Raw genomic sequence first — 20,934 nt, 5'->3', positions numbered from 1 at the left:
CCGGGCATTCCGTGCGGCCCCGCTGGACGGAGGGCCTTTGCCGGGTCCCACTCCGTGGTAGAGGCCTTGGGCGGATGCAGCTCAACGAGCCCATGGCCACGGCGTTCCTCCTGACGGCGCTCGGCGTCCTGATGGGGGTGTGCGCGCTCTTCAGCCGGGCCGCCGGACGGTTCGGCATTCCGGTGGCGCTGCTCTTCATCCTCCTGGGCGTACTGGGCGGCTCCGAGGGCTTCGGCGGCATCGAGTTCGAGGACTACGGCTTCACCTTCCGGCTCGGTACCGTCGCGCTCGTGCTCATCCTCTTCGACGGTGGCCTCAACACCCCACTGGCCGCCGTGCGCGAGGGCATCCGGCCCGCGGGGGTGCTCGCCACGCTGGGCGTCATGGGCACGGCCGCCGTCATGGGCGTGGCCGCCCACCTCTTCGGCTTCGAGTGGAAGCAGGCCTTCCTGCTCGGGGCCATCGTGTCCTCCACGGACGCGGCGGCCGTCTTCTCCGTGCTGCGCGGCAGCGGCCTGCACCTCAAGCGCCGCGTGGGGGTGACGCTGGAGCTGGAGTCGGGCCTCAACGACCCCATGGCCGTCATCCTCACCATCGGGCTCACCGGGGCGCTCGTGAGTGGGGTCCCCATCGGCTGGGGCATCCTGCTCGAGGCCGCCAGCGAGATGTTCGTGGGCGCGGTCCTGGGCGTGGGGATTGGCTACGCGGGCCGGTACATCCTCAAGCACGTGCGCCTGCCGGCCGGTGGCCTCTACCCCGTCCTCACCCTCGCGATGGCCTTCGTCGCCTTCGGGCTGCCCACGCTCTTCCACGGCAGCGGCTTCCTGTCCGTGTACCTCTGCGCCATGTTGCTGGGCAACGAGGCCATCCGCTACCGCAGCGGCCTGCTGCGCGTGCACGACGCCATCGCCTGGCTGGCGCAGGTGGGCATGTTCCTCATGCTCGGGCTGCTCGCCTTCCCCTCGGCGCTGGTGGACGTGGCGTGGACGGGGCTCGGGCTGGGGCTGGTGCTGGCCTTCGTCGCGCGGCCCCTGGTGGTGGTGCTCTGCCTGCTGCCCTTCCGCTTCGCCTGGCGCGAGGCCCTCTACGTGGGCTGGGTGGGCCTGCGCGGCGCGGTGCCCGTCATCCTCGCCACCTTCCCCGTGCTGGCCGAGGCCCCGGGCTCGCTGCCCATCTTCAACGTGGTGTTCTTCATCGTGGTGGTGAACGCGCTCGTCCCCGGTGCCACGGTGGGGTGGGTGACGCGCCGGCTGGGGCTCGTCTCGCTCGCGCCGCCTCCGCCCACGGCCATGCTGGAGCTGACGTCCACCCTGCTGCTCAACGGCGAGCTGGTGCCCTTCTACCTGGACCCGGCCTCCGCCGTGGCGGGGGCCACCATCGCCGATCTGCCCCTGCCCGGCTCCGCCGTGGTGTCGCTCATCGTGCGCGGCAACGATCTGGTGACGCCCAAGGGGGGCACGACGCTCCTGCCGGGCGACCACGTCTACATCTTCTGCAAAGCGCAGGAGCTGCCGCTCGTCCAGCTCCTCTTCGGCGAGCAGATGCAGGAGTGAGGCGTCGCCTCAGGCGGACTTCTTCTCCTCGTCCTGCTTGAACAGCTCCTCCAGCTCCGCGCGCGCCTTGGCCGCCAGCTCGATGAGCTTCTTCTGGTCCCCGTGGTGCTTGTAGGTGGCCTGGATGAGGGCCTCGTCGTGTTCCCGGAAGCGCACCAGCGCGCTCTTGGTCTCCGACCACGTGAGCCCCAGCTCCTGGAGGATGTCGCCCGTCATCTCGATGCTGCCGGCGTACGTCTCGCGCATGACGTGGGTGATGCCCAGGTTGAGCAGCCGGTAGGCGTGCTGCCGGTTGCGGGCGCGCGCGAAGATGGTGAGGTGGGGGAAGTGCTGCTTCACCGTCTCCGCCGTGCGCATCGAGGCCTCCACGTCGTCGATGGCCAGCACGAACACCTTCGCCTTGTCCGCGCGCGCCGCCCGCAGCAGGTCCAACCGCGAGGCGTCGCCGTAGTGGAGCTTCGTGTTGCCGAAGTTCTTGAGGAAGTCGATGTGCTCGGGGCTGGCGTCCAGGGCGGTGAAGCCGATGTGCTTGGCGCGCAGCAGACGTCCCACCACCTGCCCCACGCGCCCGAAGCCCGCGACGATGACGGGGTGATCCTCCTCGGGGGCCACGTCGAACTCCCGCTGGACCTTCTTGCGGAAGCGGGGCCGCACGAGCTTGTCGTAGGCGGCGAAGAGCACCGGGCTGACGGCCATGGAGAGGCTGACCACCACCACCAGCAGGTCCGCCAGCTCGCGCTCCATCACCCGGAAGCCCACCGCGAGCCCGAAGAGCACGAAGGCGAACTCGCCGCCCTGGGAGATGACCACCGCCAGGCTCAAGGCGGGCTCGTGATTCTTGAAGACCCACTTGCCCAGCGCGTAGAGCACCAGCCCCTTGAGCAGCACCAGCCCGAGCACCAGGCCCACCACCCGCACCGGGCCGCTGGCCAGCAGGCCGATGTTCACCGACATGCCCACGGCGATGAAGAAGAGGCCCAGCAACAGGCCCTTGAAGGGCTCGATGTCGGCCTCCAGCTCGTGGCGGTACTCCGAGTCCGCCAGCAGCACGCCGGCGAGGAAGGCGCCGAGCGCCATGGACAGCCCCACCTGGCCCATCAGCAGCGCGGTGCCCACCACCAGCAGCAGCGCGGTGGCGGTGAAGAGCTCCTGGCTGTGCACCGAGGCCACGATGCGGAAGACGGGCCGCAGCACGTAGCGGCCTCCCAGGACGACGCCCGCCAGCACCGCCACCACCTTGAGGACCGACAGCCACCCGGGCTCCGTCGACGGGGTGGTGCTCTCCCCGAGGAAGGGCAGCAGCGCCAGCAGCGGGATGACGGCCAGGTCCTGGAACAGCAGGATGCCGAAGGAGGCCCGCCCGTGCTCGGTGGTCAGCTCGTTCTTCTCCGCGAGCAACTGGAGCGCGAAGGCCGTGGAGGACAGCGACAGCCCCAGCCCGGCGATGAGCGCCGTGGGCAGCCGCAGCCCGAGCAGCAGCCCCACCCCGGCCAGCAGCGCCCCTGTCCCGAGCACCTGCGCGCCGCCGAGGCCGAACACCGAGCGGCGCATCTCCCACAGGCGCGAGGGCTGGAGCTCCAGGCCGATGAGGAAGAGCAGCAGCACCACGCCCAGCTCGGCGAAGTGGAGGATGGCCTCCACGTCGGAGATGAGCCCCACGCCCCAGGGGCCGATGACCATGCCCGCCGCGAGGTAGCCGAGCACCGAGCCCAGCCCGAGCCGCTTGAAGATGGGGACGGACACGACCGCGGCCGCCAGGAAGATCACCGCCTGGTGCAAGAAGGACATGGCCTCCTTCATGTCACGGGCGGTCCTCTCCGAGCAATCCGGCCTCCCGGACTTCTCCATCCAGGGAGAGGGGAGGGGGCAGGGGGGCGGGCGGTTGAAGGCCAGGAGGCGTGTCGGCTCGCCCCGCCCGCCGAGCGGGGTACCCAGGGCCTCCCATTTGTTTCTCCTCCGAGCAATGACGCTCCGCTCTCGGGGGTTTCTTTGCGCCATGCCTCCTCCCTCACTCCAAACCGGCGTTCCCGGGGCCACCGACGGCACATGCCCCTGTTCGCTCATGAGTCCCGACGACCCGGGCCATGATGAGGTCTTCCGCCTCCTGGTCGATACCGTGGAGGATGCCGCCGTCTTCATGCTCGGGCCGGATGGGCGCGTCGTGTGCTGGAACACGGGGGGCGAGCGCGTCACGGGCTATTGCGCCACGGAGGCCCTCGGGAAACACCTCTCGCACGTCTACCTCGAGGAGGACCTCGCCTCGGGCCTGCCCCAGCGGGTGTTGGACGAGGCGGAGCAACAGGGACAGGCGCGGACCGAGGGCTGGCGGGTGCGCAAGGATGGCTCGCGCTTCTACTCCCGTACCCTCTACACGGCGCTGTGGCACCCGGATGGCCGGCTTCGTGGCTTCGCCGGAGTGACGCGTGACATCACCGCCCGCCGCGAGACCGAGGCCCGGTTGCGCGAGGCGCAGGAGGCTCTGCGCCGCAACGAGCTGCTGTCGCGGATGGGCGCGCTGGTGGCCGGCGTGGCCCACGAGGTGCGCAATCCCCTCTTCGGCATCTCCGCCACCCTGGAGGCCTTCGATGCGCGCTTCGGCCACTCGCCGGAGCACGCGCCCTATGTCTCCATGCTCCGGCGCGAGGTGTCGCGCCTGCACCAGCTCATGCACGGGCTGCTCACCTACGGCCGCCCGCCGTCCACCGAGCTCCATCCCTGTACGCTCTCCAGCGTGCTCCACGAGTCCGTGGACCTCACCGCCGCCCTCGCCCGCGAGCGCGAGGTCCAGGTCGAGGTGCGGGCGGAGCCGGGCCTGCCTCGCGTCCCCATGGATCCGAGCCGGCTCGTCCAGGTATTCCAGAACCTGCTGGCCAACGCGCTTCAGCACTCCCCGCGCGGCACCACCGTGCGGCTCACCGCGCGGGGACTCGCGGACGAGGCTGGCCCCCGGGTCGAGTGTCTGGTGATGGATCAGGGGCCGGGCTTCTCACCCGAGGAGCTCCCCCGCGTCTTCGAGCCCTTCTTCTCCCATCGCGCCGGGGGGGTGGGCTTGGGCCTCGCCATCGTGCAACGTATCGTCGAGGAACATCACGGCTCGGTCTCCGTGGGCAACGGGCCCGAGGGAGGCGCCGAGGTCCGGGTCTTCCTCCCAGCGGAGGGAGGAGTGAATGCAGCGCCGGATTCTGGTGGTCGATGACGAGCCAGCGGTCCGCTTCGGCATCCGTCACTTCCTCGAGGCGCACGGCCTGGAGGTCCTGGAGGCGGAGGACTGCCGTGCGGCCCGCGAGCTCTTCCGCACCTCCCGGCCGGACCTGGTGCTGCTCGACTACAGACTGGGTGATGGCACCGCGCTGGACCTGCTCCCGGAGATGAGGGCGGTGGACCCCTCCATCCCCGTGCTGGTGCTCACCGCGCATGTCTCCATCGACACCGCCATCCAGGTCATCAAACAGGGCGCGGAGCACTTCCTGCCCAAGCCGGTGGAGCTGCCCACCCTGCTGGTGATGGTGGAGCGGTTGCTGGAGGCGCAGCAGACCCGCCGCCGTCAGCAGGCACAGGCCGCGAGCCATGCCGACGAGCTCAACCCCTTCCTCGGCGACAGCCGGGCCATCCGCGACCTGGAGGCCACCGCGCGCCGTCTGCTGGACAGCGACAGCCCCGTCCTCATCCAAGGGGAGACGGGCACTGGCAAGGGCGTGCTCGCCCATTGGCTGCACATGCACGGCTCGCGCGCCGGAGGCCCCCTGGTGCAGCTCAACTGCGCGGGGTTGATGCCCCAGTTCCTCGAGACGGAACTCTTCGGCCACGAGCGCGGGGCCTTCACCAGCGCCGTCACCCGCAAGCAGGGCCTGTTGGAGGTGGCCCACCGCGGCACCGTGTTCCTCGACGAGATTGGTGACATGGACCTCCAGGTGCAGCCCAAGCTCCTCAAGGTGCTCGAGGAGAAGCGCTTCCGCCGCCTGGGCGAGGTGGAGGATCGCTCGGTGGACGTGCGCCTCCTGGCCGCCACCCACCAGGACCTGTCCGAGGCCGTGCGGGCGCAGCGCTTCCGCGGGGACCTGTACTTCCGCATCAGCACCCTGCCCCTGCGCCTGCCCGCGCTGCGCGAGCGGCCTGGCGACATCCCCGTCATCGCCCGGGACCTGCTCGCGCGGCTCTCCCGCGAACTCGGACGCCCCGGGTTGGAGCTGACGCCCGCGGCCGAGGCGGCCCTGGGGGCCTACGCATGGCCCGGCAACCTCCGCGAGCTGCGCAACGTGCTGGAGCGCGCCGTGCTCCTCTCCTCGACGCCCGCCCTGACGTCAGACGACCTCCAGTTCAACCATGTCCTCGCGCGGGCCCTCTCTCCCTTACCGGCGGAGCCCAGGGGCCCTCCGTCCGAGGGCTCGGACCTGGATCTGACCCTGCAAGAGCTGGAGCGCCGCCACATCGAGCGGGTGCTCGCCGCGGAGGGCGGGCACGTGGAGCGGGCGGCCAGACGGCTCGGTATTCCGCGCAGCTCGCTGTACCAGAAGCTCAAGCGACTGGGCCTCTCGTCCAGAATCTAGAATCCAGAATCCAGGTTTCAGACACCGTCCGTGGATGTCACGGCGCGCTGTCGCGATTCCGGGGAGTTGTTGACGGTCGGACATTGGCTTGGGATTTGCTCTTGACACGGGGAGATGAAGCCCGAGTTGGAGAAGGTCTACGCTGTCTTCCTCACCGAGACCGAGGAGCAGCTCGTCAGCCTGGAGCAGGAGTTGCTCGCCCTGGAGGTGTCTCCCGGGGCGGAGACCCTGCGAGCGGTCTTCCGCACGGTGCACACCCTGAAGGGTGGCACCTCCGTGATGGGCTTCACCGAGGCGGTGGAACTGGCCCATACCCTGGAGGACCTGCTCACCCGGCTGGAGGCCGGGGTGCTCGTGCTGCACTCGGGGCTGGGCACGCTGCTGCTTCAGTCGGTGGACGCGCTCCGGGAGTTGGTGGGCCTGCGGCCCGTGACCGAGCCGGATTTACGCCTGCCGGCGAAAGATGTGCACCAGCTCCTCGCCTCCACCGTCCAGGCCGCTCGGCCCATCGAGGGGCGCTCGGGGGCGGGTGACACGCAGCGGCCCGGGCTCGGGGAGGGGTCCACCGAGCACGGCGAGGCTTTCCCGGCCCGCGAGCGCACCCTCCGGGTAGGGCTGAACCGGCTGGACCGGATGATGGACCTCACCGGGGAGATCGCCATCGCACGTGGGCGCCTCACCTCCATGCTCGCACAGGCGCACCTCTATACGTCCCAGCAGCTGCTGGAGGCACACCGCGAGGCGGACAGGCTCTGCCTGGACCTCCAGGAGCTGGTGATGAAGGTGCGGATGGTGCCCATCGGCCGCACCTTCCAGCCCTTCACTCGCATGGTGCGCGACCTGAACTTGAGCACTGGCAAGTGGGTGCGGCTGGAGGTGAGCGGCGAGGACGTGGAGGTGGACACCACCATCGCCGAGCTCATTCGAGACCCCCTCACCCACCTGGTGCGCAACGCGATGGACCACGGGCTGGAGGCGCCCGAGGTGCGTCAGGCGCGGGGCAAGGAGCCCACCGGCACGCTGACTCTGCGGGCCTTCCACGAGGCGGGCAGCATCGTCATCCAGATCATCGATGACGGGGCCGGGCTGGACCGGGCGCGCATCGCCGCGCGGGCACGTGAGCGCGGGCTGCTGGGCCCCGAGGAGGAGCGCGCCGACGCGGACCTCTTCCGCCTCATCTTCGAGCCGGGCTTCTCCACCGCCGAGCGTGTCACCGAGCTGTCCGGCCGCGGCGTGGGCATGGACGTGGTGAAGCGCAACGTGGAGGCGCTGCGCGGCACCATCCTCGTGGACACCGCGCCCGGCCAGGGCACCACCTTCAGCCTGCGCCTGCCCCTCACCCTCTCCATCATCGAGGGCTTCTCCGTGGGAGTGGGGGACGAGACGTACGTGATTCCGTTGGAAAACGTGTTGGAGTGCGTGGAGCTGCCGCGCGACGAGCGCCGCCCTGGCCGCACCGGCGTCTTCAACCTGCGCGGTGCACCGCTGCCCTACCTCCGCCTGCGCGAGCACCTGCGGCTCGAGGGGGAGCCGCCTCCGCGCGAGAACATCGTCGTCATCGGCCACGGCCGCGGTCAGGCGGGCCTCGCCGTGGACACGCTGCTCGGCCAGGGCCAGACGGTCATCAAGCCCCTGGGCAAGCCCTGTCAGGGACTGCCCGGGCTGGCCGGCTCCACCCTGCTGGGTGATGGGCGGGTGGCCCTCATCCTCGACGTACCCACGCTCCTCCTCCAGGCGCTGAAGACGGCTCCTCCCGCCGCTGCCCGAGTCCTCCTTTCCCCTCTGGAAACCTCATGACCTGGTTCCACAACCTGAAGATCGCCTCCAAGCTCTTCCTCGTCTTCCTGGGCCTGCTGGGCCTCACCGCCTTCCTCGGCGTCTTCGCGCTCCTCCAGTTGTCCGATGTGCGCGAGGCCTCGAATGAAATCGCCACCAATTGGCTGCCCAGCGTGGAGGTGCTCGGACGCATGAACACCGACACCTCGGACTTCCGCATCGCCCAACTCGAGCACATCCTCGCGACCACACCCCAGCAGATGGGTGACGCGGAAAAGGACCTGGAGAGCGAACTCCAGAGCCTCCGCGAAACGTTCGTCAGGTACGAGCCGCTCGTCACCTCGGAGCGCGAGCGCAAGCTCCATGAGGAGTTCAAGCGGCTGTGGGAGGCCTACCTGCGCGACCACTCCAGACTGCTGCGGTTGTCGCAGCAGAACCAGGACGAGGAGGCCCTGGCGCTGGTGCTCGGTCCCATGCACGCCGACTTCAACGCCTTGAGCGACAAGCTCGATGAGCTGGTCATCGTCAACCGCGAGGGCTCGGATCAGGCGGCTTCGCGCGCGACCCAGACGTACGCGTCGGCGCGGGCGTGGATCATCGGCGTGCTGCTGGGCAGCTCGGCCTTCGGTCTCGTGCTGTGCCTGCTCCTCGCCCGGCTCATCTCCCGGCCGCTGGTTCGTGCGGTGACGGTGGCGGACCGCATCGCGGAGGGAGACCTCACCGTGCACATCTCCTCCGAGACGGAGGACGAGACGGGCCGGTTGCTGATGGCCATGCAGCGCATGGTGCGCAAGCTCGGTCAGGTCATCGGCGAGGTGCGCGAGGGCGCCGGCGCGCTGGCCTCGGCCTCCGCCCAGGTGTCCGCCTCCTCGCAGAGCCTGGCGCAGGGCACCAGCGAGCAGGCCAGCAGCGTGGAGGAGACGACCTCCAGCCTGGAGCAGATGACGGCCAGCATCACCCAGAACAGGGATCACAGCCGGCAGATGGAGCGGATGGCGGTGCAGGGCGTCAAGGATGCCGACGAGAGCGGCAAGGCGGTGAAGGAGACGGTGGAGGCGATGAGCTCCATCGCGGAGAAGATCTCCATCATCGAGGAGATCGCCTACCAGACGAACCTGCTGGCGCTCAACGCGGCGATCGAAGCGGCGCGCGCGGGGGAGCATGGCAAGGGCTTCGCGGTGGTGGCCACCGAGGTGCGCAAGCTGGCCGAGCGCAGCCGGACGGCGGCCCGGGAGATTTCGGGGCTGGCCTCCACCAGCGTGAAGGTGGCGACGCGCTCGGGGCAGTTGCTGGAGGATCTGGTGCCCTCCATCCGCAAGACGACGGATCTGGTGCAGGAGGTGGTGGCCGCCTCCACCGAGCAGGCCAGCGGCGTCGCGCAGATGAACAAGGCCATGCTGCACGTGGATCAGGTGACGCAGCGCAACGCCTCGGCGTCCGAGGAGCTGGCGTCCACCGCCGAGGAGATGTCGGCCCAGGCCGAGGCGCTCAGTCAGCTCGTGTCCTTCTTCCACGTGGAAGGTGGCGCCGAGCGCTTCTTCTCACGCCCGGTGTCCCGGTCCGCTCCGGGTGGGTCGCCGGGGGTACAGGCGCCCTCCGCCGCGCAGGGGCTGAAGGCCGCGGCCAAGGGGCTCGCCGCCGTGACTCCGGTGGCCCCCCGGGCCTCCGTCCCCGTGGTGCTCCAGGATGAGGACCGCGAGTTCAAGCGTTTCTAGGTGTCGGCCATGAGCGAACAGACCTCCGCCACGTCCATGCAGTACCTCAGCTTCATCCTCGCCGGAGAGGAGTACGCGCTCGGCATCCTCCAGGTGAAGGAGATCATCGAGTACGACACGGTGACGCGCATCCCCGGCGCGCCCGTGTGGGTGCGAGGGGTGTTCAACCTGCGAGGCAGCGTGGTGCCGGTGGTGGACCTGCCGGTGAAGCTGGGCATGCCCCCGGCCACCCTTACCCGGTGGAGCTGCATCGTGGTGGTGGAGGTGAAGCTGGGCGGCGAGCGCCTCGTGCTGGGGCTGCTGGCGGACTCGATCGGCCAGGTCATGGACCTGGAGCCCGGAGACGTGCTGCCGCCGCCCTCCTTTGGCACGCCGGTGCCCGTGGACTACCTGGTGGGCATGGGTCGGACGGGCGCGGGCCGGAAGTTCGTCCTGCTGCTGGACATCGACAAGGTGCTCAGCAGCCAGGAGGTGCTGACGGCCAGTACGCTCGAGTCCCCGCCCGCCACCTCCACCGGTTCGTGAGCGCCATGATCGAGGCGAGGGGCGAGCCGCGGAAGGGTGACGGGCACCACGAGGCCTTCGCGGTCAGCGATCGGGAGTTCACCGGCTACCAGCGGCTCGTCTACCAGGAGGCGGGCATCTGGCTGTCGCCCGCCAAGAAGGCGCTGCTGGTGGGCCGGCTCTCGCGCCGGCTGCGCGAGCTGGGGGGCCTCTCGTTCGGCGCCTACCTGTCGCGGGTGGGGGACGACGCGGCCGAGCGGGTGCGGATGCTGGACGCCATCTGCACGCACGAGACACGCTTCTTCCGCGAGCCGAAGCATTTCGAGTTCCTGGAGCGCGAGGTGTTGCCGCGCTGGCGTGCTCACGGGGACACCGGGAGCGGCGAGGGGCGACGGGTGCGGGTGTGGAGCGCGGGGTGCTCCTCGGGCGAGGAGCCCTTCACCCTGGCCATGGTGCTGCGCCACCACCTGCCGGCGGAGGAGGGCTGGGACATCGACATCCTGGCGACGGACCTGTCCACGCGCGTGCTGGAGCGGGCGCGTCAGGCGCTCTGGCCGGTGGACAAGGCCGGGGAGATTCCAAGGCACTACCTCCGGGCGTACATGCTCAAGGGCACGGGCAGCCAGGAGGGGAAGATGAAGGCGGGCCCCGAGCTGCGCTCGCTGGTGCGCTTCCAGCGGGTGAACCTGAACGATGGCCAGGGGCTGATGGGGCGCTTCGACCTCGTCTTCTGCCGCAACGTCCTCATCTACTTCGACGCGGCCTCGAAGGCCCGGGCGGTGGAGCGGCTGCTGAGCCACCTGTCGCCCCACGGGCTCCTCTTCCTCGGCCACTCCGAGAGCATGGCGGGGCTCGGGGGGCGCGTGCGCACGTTGATGCCCACCGTCTATGCGTTGCGCTCCCCGGTGGGAGGACCCGCTCCTCGCGGGTAGGGCATGGCTCCGGTGCTGCGGGTGCTGGTGGTGGATGACTCGGCGGTGGTGCGCCAGGGCGTGCTGCTGCTGCTGGAGCACGTGCCGGACATGGTGGTGGAGGTGGCGTCGGATCCGCTCATCGCCCAGCAGAAGATGAAGAGCCAACGGCCGGACGTGGTCCTCCTGGACCTGGAGATGCCGCGCATGGACGGGCTGACGTTCCTGCGCCAGCTCATGCGCGAGGAGGCTCCGGTGCCGGTGGTGGTGTGCACCGGGCTGGCGGGACCGGGCTCGGAGACGGCGGTGCGTCTGCTCCAGGAGGGCGCGGTGGAGATCATCTCCAAGCCCATGTTGGGGGTGGGAGACTTCCTGCGTGAGTCGCGGGCGCGCTTCGTGGAGTCCCTCCGCAACGCGGCGCGGTCGCGTCCCCGGCTGGTGAGGCGGACCTCCGTGGCGGTGCTGGAGCGGCCGTCCTCGCCCTCGCTGCTGACGGTGACGACGGACAAGGTGGTGGCGGTGGGGGCCTCCACGGGGGGCACGGAGGCGCTGCGGCAACTGCTGGTGTCGATGCCGCCGGACTGCCTGGGCCTGGTCATCGTGCAGCACATGCCGGAGCTGTTCACCGCGGCCTTCGCCAGACGGTTGCAGCAGGTCTGCCGCATCGAGGTGAAGGAGGCGGCGCAGGGGGACCGGGTGATGCGGGGCAGGGCGTTGATCGCCCCAGGCAACCGGCACCTGCGGGTGCGGCGCAGCGGCGGGCACTACGAGGTGGATGTGCTGGATGGGGCGCGGGTGTCGGGGCACAAGCCGAGCGTGGACGTGCTGTTCCACTCGGTGGCGAGGGCAGCGGGGCCGAACGCGGTGGGGGTGCTGCTGACGGGGATGGGGGACGACGGCGCGGACGGGCTGCTGGCGATGAAGCGGGCGGGAGCCGCGACGCTGGCGCAGGACGAGGCGAGCTGCGTGGTATTCGGCATGCCCCGAGCGGCCATCGAGCGGGGCGCGGTGGGTGAAGTCCTGCCCCTTGGGGAGATGGGTGACGCCCTGCGGCGCCGGGCCCGGAGTCCGTGATTAGATGAGCGCATGCGAGGCCCCTCGGTCGAGGACGTAAGGCGCCAGCTCGAGGGGCGCCTCGAGGTGTTGGAGGCCGCCAGCGGGCACCATGTCCGGCTCCAGCGGGCCCTCTCCTGGTGGTGGGGCTGGGAGTGCCGCCTGCGGCGAGAGCCCGAGCTCGTCCGGTCCGTCCTGGACTGCGAGTCCACGTATACGGAGGCCCTGGAGCGCGTCCTGCGGCGCGCGGAGTCCGAGGGCTGGCCGGAGAGCGCACCGGGCCCCGCCTTCCTCCGGGACGTGCGAGCCCGTCGGGCCCGGCTGGAGGCGCTCGTCCACGAGCGGCTCGGCTGGTACGTCCGGACCTCCGGGGCTCCGTCGCTCGTGGAGGACCTGGAGCGACTCGCGCTGCTCGCACAGGGGCTCGTCGAGCTGGGCCCGAGGCCGGTGCCTGGGCCCCATGAACTCCAGAAGGTGGGCGGCTTGCTGCCCCTGCTGTTGGGAGCCAGGCGCCACGAGTGGAGCAAGTGGAGCCACGAACTCGGCGAGGAGATGGAGCGGGTGGAGGCGGAGCGCGCCGCGCACCTCACCGGGGCGCTGGAGCTTCGCCGCCGGCTGCCCGGACTCGTCAGCGGAGCCGACCACGCGCGCCTGTCCCCGGTGGCCTGTTTCATGGCGGCGTTCCGAGAGCCGAGTGGCGCCGAGCAGATGGGGCACGCGGTCCTCCGTCCTGGCTCCCTCGTCTTCCTGCCCGAGGCGACGGGCCCGGGCATCCTGCGCGCCCTGGCTGGCCCGGAATCCCCTCTCATCCCCGGGCGCGTCGAGGTGCCGTGGATCGTCGAGCAGCTCCGCTTCCTGCCCTCGGGTACCGATTTCGACACCGCCCTCGCGCGGGCCGCGGAGGCCGTGGGCGGTAGACGCTGGAGTCTGGGCACGGACTCGCGACTCACCTTGAGCGGCATGGAGCTGCGTTTCGCCGAGGGCGCGAGCGAGCTGCGCGGGCAGGTGACGGGCCCCGCGTTGAAGGTGGCCGCGAGTCTTCTCTTCGTCCGGCGCTGGTAGAGCGGGGGCTCCCTTGTTTTTCCAGGGAATTACAGTGTAGCAGGGGGCTCAATGGCGCCGGCCGGCATGGAGCGGGCGGGCGCCCGACAGAGGGCCTTCCTTTGGATCGACGTCTTCAGAATCAGCAAGCGCGCGTCCTCGCGGCCGCGCTGGCGCTCGGCGTGTGCATGTGGATGCCAGCCGCGCTGGCGCAGCAGAATACCTCCGTGCTGACCGGCACGGTGCTGGACGCCAACAGCAAGAAACCCGTTCCGGACGTGGTGGTGACCGCCACCTCTCCCAGCCTCCAGGGAGAGCAGGTGGCCGTCACCGACGCCACGGGTCTCTACCGGCTGCCGCAGCTTCCTCCGGGGGTGTACACCCTGCGCTTCGAGAAGGAGGCCTTCCAGCCCTACGCGCGCGGGGAGATCACCCTGCGCCTCAACCGCACCATCCGCCTCAACGCCGAGCTCCTCCCGGAGGGCTTCGAGACGACGATGAACGTGGTGGCCGCTCCGCCCGCCGTGGACGTGGGCTCCACTCGCACGGGCGTGAGCGTGGACAACGAGATGGTGAGCAGGCTCGCCGTGGTGCGCCCTGGCTCGAAGGGCTCCGCCGGCCGCTCCTTCGAGAGCCTCGCCGAGCTCGCCCCCGGTGCCAGCTCGGATGCCTACGGCGTGTCGCTCAACGGCACCACCTCGCCGGAGAACGGCTTCCTGGTGGACGGCCTGTCCACGGGCAACCCGGCGCTGGGCATCCTCGGCACGCCGCTGTCGGTGGAGTTCATCCAGGAGGTGAACGTCATCACCGGTGGCTTCATGCCCGAGTTCGGCCGCTCCACGGGCGGGGTGATGACGGCCGTCACCAAGTCCGGCTCCAACGAGTTCCACGGCGCCGTCTTCGGCAACCTCACCCCGGGCCTCTTCGAGGGCCCGGCCACCCGCGTGGCGCGCGAGGGCACCGTCATCAGCACGGACCAGCGGCTGTGGAACCTGGGTGACTTCGGCGCCGCCCTCGGTGGCCCCATCGTCAAGGACAAGGTCTGGTTCTACGCGGGCGTGGCGCCCTCCTTCACGCGCCGGCAGCTCGAGCGCAACTTCAACACCCTCGTGGCGGGCGACAAGGACGCGAACGGCTTCACCCGCACCGAGCGCATCCCCAACACCACCCGGAACTTCTTCGCCGACCAGCGCTCCGTGCAGTACCTCGGCAAGCTCACCTGGCAGGCGCACCCGGACCACAGCCTCACCCTGTCGGTGTACGGCACTCCGTCCAGCTCCGGTGGCGAGAACCGCTTCGGCTACAACCTGGACAGCGGCGCCGTCGAGGTGGAGAACCTGAATGGCCGCTACGAGGCGCTCGCCCACCTCTATACGTCGGATGCGCGCGACCTCTCCCTCAAGCTGTCCTCGGCCTTCCTCGACAAGCGCGTGCTGCTGGACGTCAACGCGGGCTGGCACCACCAGACGGACACCACCCTGCCAGTGGATGGCAGCGGCATCGGCAATGGCTCGGGCTACTCCGGCGTGCCGCAGTTCGAGCTGCGCCGCAATCCCTTCCGCTCCCTCAATGACCTCGAGCAGCTCGAGGACCCCTCGGTGTGCGACCCCGCCGGGACGGCCGGTGCCTCGCTCTGCCCGGTGTCCAGCTACTTCCTGGGCGGCCCCGGCTTCCTGCTGGACCGCACGGTGGACCGCTATCAGGCCAACGTCGTGGGCACCCTGCTGCTCAACGCGCTCGGCCACCACGTCATCAAGGCTGGCGCCGACGTGGAGGTGATGACCAACCGCGACGCGCGCGCCTACTCGGGCCAGGTCCTCTACACCGAGGCGGTCAACGGGGCGAGCTTCACGGACTTCCGCGCGTTCGGCTACCTCACCGGCCCGGACCAGGTGCAGCTCCAGCGCCAGGTGAATACCTCCACCCGCGCCGACGCCGTGGGCGTCTTCGTGCAGGACAGCTGGAGCATCCTGGACCGCGTCATCCTCAACGCGGGCGTGCGCTACGACACCCAGGCCATCTACGGTACCGGAGGCGACCTGGCCTTCGCGCTGCCGGATCAGCTCTCGCCGCGCGTGGGGCTCGTCTACGACTTCACCCAGCAGGGCCGCTCCAAGCTCTTCGCCAGCTACGCGCGCTACTATCAGAACGCCGTGCTGGCCATGGTGAACTCGCAGTTCTCCAACATCACCCGCATCCGGGCCACGCGCAGCAGCACCCCCACCTCCGCTGGCGGCCCGGGGTGTGACCCGCTCCACCAGGCCGAGCCCTACGCGGAGTGCCAGGACGCGCGCAACGTGCCGGTGCCTGGTGGCCCCAGCACCGACATCAGCCGCCGCTTCACCCAGACGTTCGCCATCAACAGCCCGGTGGACCCGGAGCTCAAGCCGCAGTCCTCGGACGAGTTCCTCGTGGGCGGTGAGTACGAGGTGCTCCCGCGCGCCAACGTGGGCACCACGTACACCCACCGCAAGATGAACGACATCATCGAGGACATGTCGGTCAACGAGACCACCAACTACTTCATCGGCAACCCGGGCCGGGGCATCGGCGCCGCGTTCCCCAAGCCCGTGCGTGACTACGATGCCGTCAGCGTCTACTTCAACAAGACGTTCTCGGACCTGTGGCTCGCCCAGGCCAGCTACACGTGGTCCTACCTGCGCGGCAACTACTCCGGCCTCTACCGTCCGGACACCAACCAGCTCGCCCCCAACGTCACCTCGGACTTCGATCTCATCGAGATGATGCAGAACAAGGAAGGGCCGCTGCCCCTCAACCACACGCACGCCCTCAAGGTGTTCGGCGCTCGCGAGTTCGTGCTCTCCTCCTCGGCGAGCTTCAACGTGGGCCTGTCGTACCGGGGCACCTCGGGCGCGCCCATCAACGTGATGGGCTCGCACTACCTCTACGGCGCGGGCAACACCTTCATCCTGCCGCGTGGTAGCGGCGGTGAGCTGCCCTGGGTGCACAACGTGGATGCCCACGTGGGCGTCAACTACAAGCTGGGCCGGGGCCTGCTGGGCTCGGTGACGATGGACACCTTCAACCTGTTCAACTTCCAGGCCGTCACGTCGGTGGACCAGAACTACACCTTCGACAACATCGACGCGGTGGTGGGCGGCACGCAGGCCGACCTCGCGAACGTGAAGAACCGGGCCGGTGCCTCGCCGGCTCTCAATCCCAACTTCGAGAAGCCCACCTCCTACCAGGCGCCCCGCAGCATCCGCATCGGCGCGCGTCTGGCCTTCTAGAGCCAACGGAGCCAGACATCATGAAGACATCTCGAGTTCTCGCATGGGTGGGGTCGCTGGGGTGCGCGGCCTGGTTGGGCGCGTGCGCTGGCGCGGAGCAGCCCGCGCCGCAGTGCACGGTGGGGCGCGGCAACCATGCCGTGCGCTACACGTTGAAGACGGGCACGGGCGCATGCGCGCAGAAGAAGGCGGAGATCGTCGGGGCCCAGGCCTTCCGGGTGCCCGGCTCGGACGTGCCGCCCACCCTGATGCTGAAGCCAGCGCCGCTGGCCGCGCTGGAGGGGAAGGATCCGGCGCACTCCGTTACGGCCTCGGGGGCGTTCGCCACCGAGTACCCGGATGCGGACAGCGTGTGCGCGGTCGCCGAGCTGTCCGAGGCCCGGCAGGTCGTTCAATCGGAAAACAAGGACTTGAGCTACCGGTGGAGCAGCGTGCGCATGCAGGGCACGGCGGCGATTCCGGGCACACAGTGGACGGCGGAGCTGGCCTACACGGAGGGGGACTGCACGGCCACCTACGAGGCGGTGGGCGTCTTCCCCGCCATCAAGTGCGAGAAGCAGGCCCAGGATCCCAATGATCCCACCAAGACGGTGACGGTGCGCGATCCGAGCGTGTGCAAGCTGCCACGCCCGGGCCTGTCGTTGGATCCCGCCTACGCCATCGCCTGCGAGGAGACCACCAACCTGTGCGTGCTGGATGGCCAGCCGCCGGCGCTGGTGCCCTGATCCGGTTCTCGTGAGCCCCGGAGGGCGGTGTCCCCCGTCCCTCCGGAGCCCAGGGGCCCGCCCGTGCCTCCAGGGCGGAGGGCCTGCGCGAGCCGCTTCTCCAGCTCCACGATGTTGAAGGGCTTGCGCAGGTAGGAGAAGACGCCCAGCCGGCGGTGCCGCTCCTCGAGGTCGCGGTGCGCGGAGATGAGGATGACGGGCACCTGGATGCCGAGCTGGTGGAGCTCCTCCAGGAAGCGGGTGCCGTCGAGCACGGGCATCATCAGGTCGAGCACCACGGCGTCGAACCGCTGGGCCTTCATCAACTCCAGCGCGACGGCGCCATCCTCCGCGGGGGTGACCACGTAGTTCAGGTCCAGCAGCAGGGTGAGCGAGTCCCGGATGTCCGGATCGTCATCCACCAGGAGCACGCGCTTCATGTCCGCACCTCGGCCGGGGCCAAGGGGAGGACGAAGGTGACGGTCGTTCCCTGGTCCAGCTCGCTCTGGAAGTGGAGCCGTCCGCCGTGCACCGCCAGGAGTTCCTGCACGAGCGACAGTCCGAGCCCGAGCCCCGGGAAGTTCTCGGCGGACACGTTGCTCGCGCGGAAGTAGCGCCGGGTCAGCGAGGGGAGGTCGGCGGCGGGAATGCCAATGCCCCGGTCGGAGATGGACAGCGTGAAGTCGCTCCCCTCGGGCGCCAGGGCGATCCGGATGGGACCTCCCCTGGGCGAGAACTTCACCGCGTTGCCGAGCAGGTTGTTCACCACCTGCTCCAGGCGCTGGCGGTCCGCCAGGAGGCGGTAGGAGCCCGGGGCGATGGACAGCTCGAAAGCATGGGACCGCGGCCCCCGGGCGCGGTGCGTCTCGGCGTCGCGGTGGTGGGCCACGACGACCTGGACCAGCTCGGCCAGATCCAGCTCCTCCTTGCTCAAGACGAGCGGCATGTCCGCGTTCATGCGCCCGGTGTCCTCCAGGTCCCGCACCAGCAGGGTGACCCGGTCGAGCTGCGCGCTCATCCGGTCCAACGCCGTGCCTCCCGAGGACGCGTCCCCACGCGCGAGCTGGCGGCGCAGCGCCTCCAGGTACATCGTCACCGAGGTGAGCGGCGTGCGCAGCTCGTGAGCGGCGAGCGCGAGGAACGTCGCCTTGGCCCGGTCCGCCTCGCGGCGCTCGTGGACGTCCACGCAGCTGCCGATGAAGCCGGCGAAGCGCCCCTGCTCGTCGGTGTAGGGCACGCCCCGGTCGAAGAGGTAGCGGTGGACGCCGTCATGGCGCCGCAGCCGGTACTCCATCTCGAAGGACTCGCGCCGCTCGAAGTGCGAGAGGTAGGTGTCCACGCAGCGGCGCATGTCATCCGGGTGGACGCCCTCTACCCACCCCTCACCCACCTCTTGCTCCAGGGGGCGTCCCGTGAAGCGCAGCCAGGTGGGGTTGAAGTAGTTGCACAGCGTGTCCAACCCCGAGCGCCAGACCATCGTCGGCGAGTGCTCGACCAGGAGCCGGTATTGGTCCAGCGGGAGGGCTGTCTCCATCAATGACTTCTCCTGACGTCGGGGGGATGGCGTCTGTTTCAACTCCCTACAAGAGCCAGTTTCTTCGAGAGCGGCCGCTCGCCCGTCAATTACCCAGAGGGGCGGGCACGACAGAAGATTCAATCCGGCCTACCGGCTGGTGCAAGCTGTCGCGCCATGAACGTGACCCCCGCCGTGTTGCTGCTCTGCCTCCTGGGTGCTCCGCCCGCCTCTTCCTCGGATCCGCTCTGCGCGAAGCGCGAGCCCTGTCGCGTCGTGGAAACGCTCGATGCGGGCAAGGACGCGCGGGGTCAGGCGCTTCAAGTGAAGCACCTGAACCTCGGCTGGGTGGGCATTGACACAGCGGGCCAGTCGCTGGGACGCAAGTTCGGCCCGGGAGGCCGCAAGGCGACGGGCTCGCGGGCGGAGGGCGAGTGCGAGGCCTCCGAGTGGTGGCTGGTGGCCCCGCCGCGGCCCGCCCAGCTCCTGCTGTCCGTGTGCAACGACGGCTATGGCGCCGCGGGCGTGGGCGAGGACACGGTGACGGTGAGCGACAACCAGTTCACCCACGAGCGGACGGGCGGCAGCCGCGAGAAGTGGAGCACCACGCGCACGCTGCGGCTCTCGCCCCTCCAGTTGATGAACGAAAGCCAGCGCACCTCCTCCGCCTCCGCGAGCGGCGAGGTGAAGGAGGACGGTGACTTCTGGGACTTCGACGGGCTGCGCGGCGAGGTGATCCGCGCCGCTCCCGACTGCGAGTCGGGGGAGTCCTCGCCTGGCGAGCGGACCCTGCCGTACCTGCCCCAGGTGCAGGTGGAGAGGGGCTTCCTCCAGGAGGGGTGGAAGCAGGCCGGGCTCGGCACGTGTGCCCTCGAGTCGGGCCACTTCCTGCTGGGCAACCAGGATGATCCGAAGGACGCGGCGCTGAAGGCGCTGCTGGTGGCATCGGACACGCTGCTCGTCGAGGTCCGCGACGACAAGTGGACGGGCCCGAGCGCGAAGTGGCTCAACGATGACCACCTGGAGCTGTGGCTGGCCCCGCATGCGCCCGAGGATCTCACCGGCTGCGGCAAGCCCGCGAAGGAGCAGTTGCCGGTGCAGTGGGGCATCCGCCTCGTGGACGGGAAGGTGTTCCCCGCCTTCGGCTCGCCGAAGCAGCCGCTGGGTGTCGAGCGCGCCGAGCTGCCCGGCAAGAAGGGCTACCAGGTGAAGGTGAAGCTGCCCATGCCCTTCAAGGGCATCAGCGTCGTCTACAGCGATAGTGACAGCGGCAAGAAGCAGGAGCTGATGCTCGCCACCAGTCTGGTGAAGTTCGGCCGGCCCGAGACGCTCAACTCCGTGCGCGTGGTGCACCCCCAGGAGGCCACGTGCGCGGTGAAGCAGGGGGAGCTGGCCGTGGTGCCGGGGCCGGCGAGGAAGGTCGAGCCCGACGTCGCCGTGCTCCGGGTGGACTGACGGGCCGGGAGAGGGTCAGGGGGCTCGCACCACATCGAGGCGGCAGAGCACGTTGAGCGTGAGGCCCACCTCGAAGCGCTGGGTGGAGCGCGCCCGGTCGTTCATGTCCCTGGCCCAGTCCGAGCGCGCTCCGCTTCAAGTCGTCAACTGCGAGCCGCCCGGCCCGGTGACGCAGCAGGCGGTGTCGGTGGACGAGGTGGTGCTGTCCCTGTCCGTGAGCTGCCGCCTGGACGCGGGGATGAAGTCGGGCGGTTAGATGGGCTCGGCGGGGGCGGGGGCCTCGGTGTCCTCGTCCAGGGCGCGCCGGAGCGCGGTGGCGCCATCGCTGAGGATGGGGCTGCCGTGCGCGAAGCAGAGCACCTCGAGGGGCAGGTGGTCGAGGATGCGCTGGATGCTCATCCGGGTGCGCGCGGGGTCGTCCTGGTATTGGCTGTCCACGAAGCGCGGGGTGCCCTCGTCGAGGTGGGTGAGGAGGTCGGAGAGGAAGATGACCCTCCGGGGCCGCTCCAGCCAGAGGGCGTACATGGCGATGGCGGGGCCGGGCGTGTGGTAGGCCACGAGGCCGCCGGGGAGGTTGTCACCGGCGCCGTAGGTGGCGTCGGGGTTGTCCTCCAGGCCGTACGCCTGCTGCGGGACCCAGACGGGAGCGCCGAACAGCTTGCGGAAGTGCCAGGCCGCTCGTTGGTGGTTGCCGGAGGTGAGCACGATGGCCTCCACCCGGCCCAGCTTCCGCAGCGCTTTCTCGTCAATGGGGAGGGGGTCGATGAGGGTGACGGCGCCGTCCTCGGCCACCACGGCATAGGCCTCGCTGTCCACGCCGCCGATGCGGTCATCCCGGACGCTCCATCGGTGGATGCCGGGAAGCACCTGCACCGTACGGTCGGCTCGTTCCTTGGGCTCGCTCATGGAGG

Annotated in this window: 17 protein-coding genes; 13 read left to right on the top strand and 4 right to left on the bottom strand. The window is 69.9% G+C overall.

From position 1 onward, the window contains the following. The first annotated feature begins 74 nt into the window (after nt 1–74). Nucleotides 75–1,553, top strand: coding sequence for a potassium/proton antiporter (locus tag VF794_RS28625; RefSeq protein WP_331115830.1), 1,479 nt, complete (start codon nt 75–77; stop codon nt 1,551–1,553). 9 nt (nt 1,554–1,562) lie between these two features. Here VF794_RS28625 and VF794_RS28620 read toward each other — a convergent pair whose 3' ends face one another. Then, nucleotides 1,563–3,341, bottom strand: coding sequence for a monovalent cation:proton antiporter-2 (CPA2) family protein (locus tag VF794_RS28620; RefSeq protein WP_331115828.1), 1,779 nt, complete (start codon nt 3,339–3,341; stop codon nt 1,563–1,565). 274 nt (nt 3,342–3,615) lie between these two features. Here VF794_RS28620 and VF794_RS28615 point away from each other — a divergent pair, with 274 nt between their 5' ends. The 10 genes from VF794_RS28615 (at nt 3,616) to VF794_RS28570 (ending at nt 17,076) form a co-directional block, all read left to right on the top strand. Further along, entirely contained in the window at nt 3,616–4,749 is a 1,134-nt protein-coding gene (locus tag VF794_RS28615; protein WP_331115826.1) for a two-component system sensor histidine kinase NtrB, read from the top strand. Beyond that, nucleotides 4,721–6,100 (top strand): sigma-54 dependent transcriptional regulator, encoded by a 1,380-nt coding sequence (locus VF794_RS28610; protein ID WP_331115824.1) that lies wholly within the window; start codon nt 4,721–4,723, stop codon nt 6,098–6,100. Before VF794_RS28615 ends, VF794_RS28610 begins: the two co-directional genes overlap by 29 nt. Before the next feature lie 114 nt (nt 6,101–6,214). Continuing rightward, a complete protein-coding gene (locus VF794_RS28605) occupies nt 6,215–7,897 on the top strand; it encodes a chemotaxis protein CheA (protein ID WP_331115822.1) in 1,683 nt (560 codons plus the stop codon). Then, complete coding sequence (locus tag VF794_RS28600; RefSeq protein WP_331115820.1) at nt 7,894–9,591, top strand: methyl-accepting chemotaxis protein; 1,698 nt, start codon at nt 7,894–7,896, stop codon at nt 9,589–9,591. The genes VF794_RS28605 and VF794_RS28600 overlap by 4 nt, the downstream gene beginning before the upstream one ends. 9 nt (nt 9,592–9,600) lie before the next feature. Beyond that, a complete protein-coding gene (locus VF794_RS28595) occupies nt 9,601–10,116 on the top strand; it encodes a chemotaxis protein CheW (protein WP_331115818.1) in 516 nt (171 codons plus the stop codon). A gap of 5 nt (nt 10,117–10,121) precedes the next feature. After that, nucleotides 10,122–11,027, top strand: coding sequence for a protein-glutamate O-methyltransferase CheR (locus tag VF794_RS28590; protein ID WP_331115816.1), 906 nt, complete (start codon nt 10,122–10,124; stop codon nt 11,025–11,027). Between the two features lie 3 nt (nt 11,028–11,030). Then, the gene (locus VF794_RS28585) at nt 11,031–12,080 is read left to right on the top strand and encodes a chemotaxis response regulator protein-glutamate methylesterase (RefSeq protein ID WP_331115814.1); all 1,050 of its coding nucleotides are present in this window, start codon (nt 11,031–11,033) and stop codon (nt 12,078–12,080) included. A gap of 12 nt (nt 12,081–12,092) precedes the next feature. After that, nucleotides 12,093–13,121: a hypothetical protein gene (locus tag VF794_RS28580; RefSeq protein WP_331115812.1), complete on the top strand. Its 1,029-nt coding sequence runs from the start codon at nt 12,093–12,095 to the stop codon at nt 13,119–13,121. Between the two features lie 101 nt (nt 13,122–13,222). Then, nucleotides 13,223–16,351: a TonB-dependent receptor gene (locus VF794_RS28575; protein ID WP_331115810.1), complete on the top strand. Its 3,129-nt coding sequence runs from the start codon at nt 13,223–13,225 to the stop codon at nt 16,349–16,351. 20 nt (nt 16,352–16,371) lie between these two features. After that, nucleotides 16,372–17,076, top strand: a complete 705-nt coding sequence (locus VF794_RS28570) for a hypothetical protein (protein ID WP_331115808.1) — start codon at nt 16,372–16,374, stop codon at nt 17,074–17,076. Here the strand turns inward: VF794_RS28570 and VF794_RS28565 are convergent. Continuing rightward, nucleotides 17,004–17,495, bottom strand: a complete 492-nt coding sequence (locus tag VF794_RS28565; protein WP_331115806.1) for a response regulator — start codon at nt 17,493–17,495, stop codon at nt 17,004–17,006. The genes VF794_RS28570 and VF794_RS28565 overlap by 73 nt on opposite strands. Next, nucleotides 17,492–18,589 carry a PAS domain-containing sensor histidine kinase gene (locus VF794_RS28560; protein ID WP_331115804.1) on the bottom strand — a complete coding sequence of 366 codons (1,098 nt, stop codon included), beginning with the start codon at nt 18,587–18,589 and terminating at the stop codon, nt 17,492–17,494. Before VF794_RS28560 ends, VF794_RS28565 begins: the two co-directional genes overlap by 4 nt. Before the next feature lie 156 nt (nt 18,590–18,745). Here VF794_RS28560 and VF794_RS28555 point away from each other — a divergent pair, with 156 nt between their 5' ends. Next, on the top strand, nt 18,746–20,023 hold the full coding sequence (locus VF794_RS28555) for a hypothetical protein (RefSeq protein WP_331115802.1): 1,278 nt from the start codon (nt 18,746–18,748) through the stop codon (nt 20,021–20,023). Between the two features lie 103 nt (nt 20,024–20,126). Then, a complete protein-coding gene (locus tag VF794_RS28550; protein ID WP_331115800.1) occupies nt 20,127–20,279 on the top strand; it encodes a hypothetical protein in 153 nt (50 codons plus the stop codon). Here the strand turns inward: VF794_RS28550 and VF794_RS28545 are convergent. Then, nucleotides 20,276–20,929 (bottom strand): MBL fold metallo-hydrolase, encoded by a 654-nt coding sequence (locus tag VF794_RS28545; protein ID WP_331115798.1) that lies wholly within the window; start codon nt 20,927–20,929, stop codon nt 20,276–20,278. The two genes, VF794_RS28550 and VF794_RS28545, sit on opposite strands and share 4 nt — an antisense overlap. Between the last annotated feature and the right edge of the window lie 5 nt (nt 20,930–20,934).

Origin of the sequence: Archangium sp. (assembly GCF_036389735.1) — a bacterium.
Classification (GTDB): Bacteria; Myxococcota; Myxococcia; order Myxococcales; family Myxococcaceae; genus Archangium.
The sequence above is the reverse complement of the archived record's forward strand: the minus strand, read 5'-3'. Positions and strand labels throughout refer to the sequence as shown.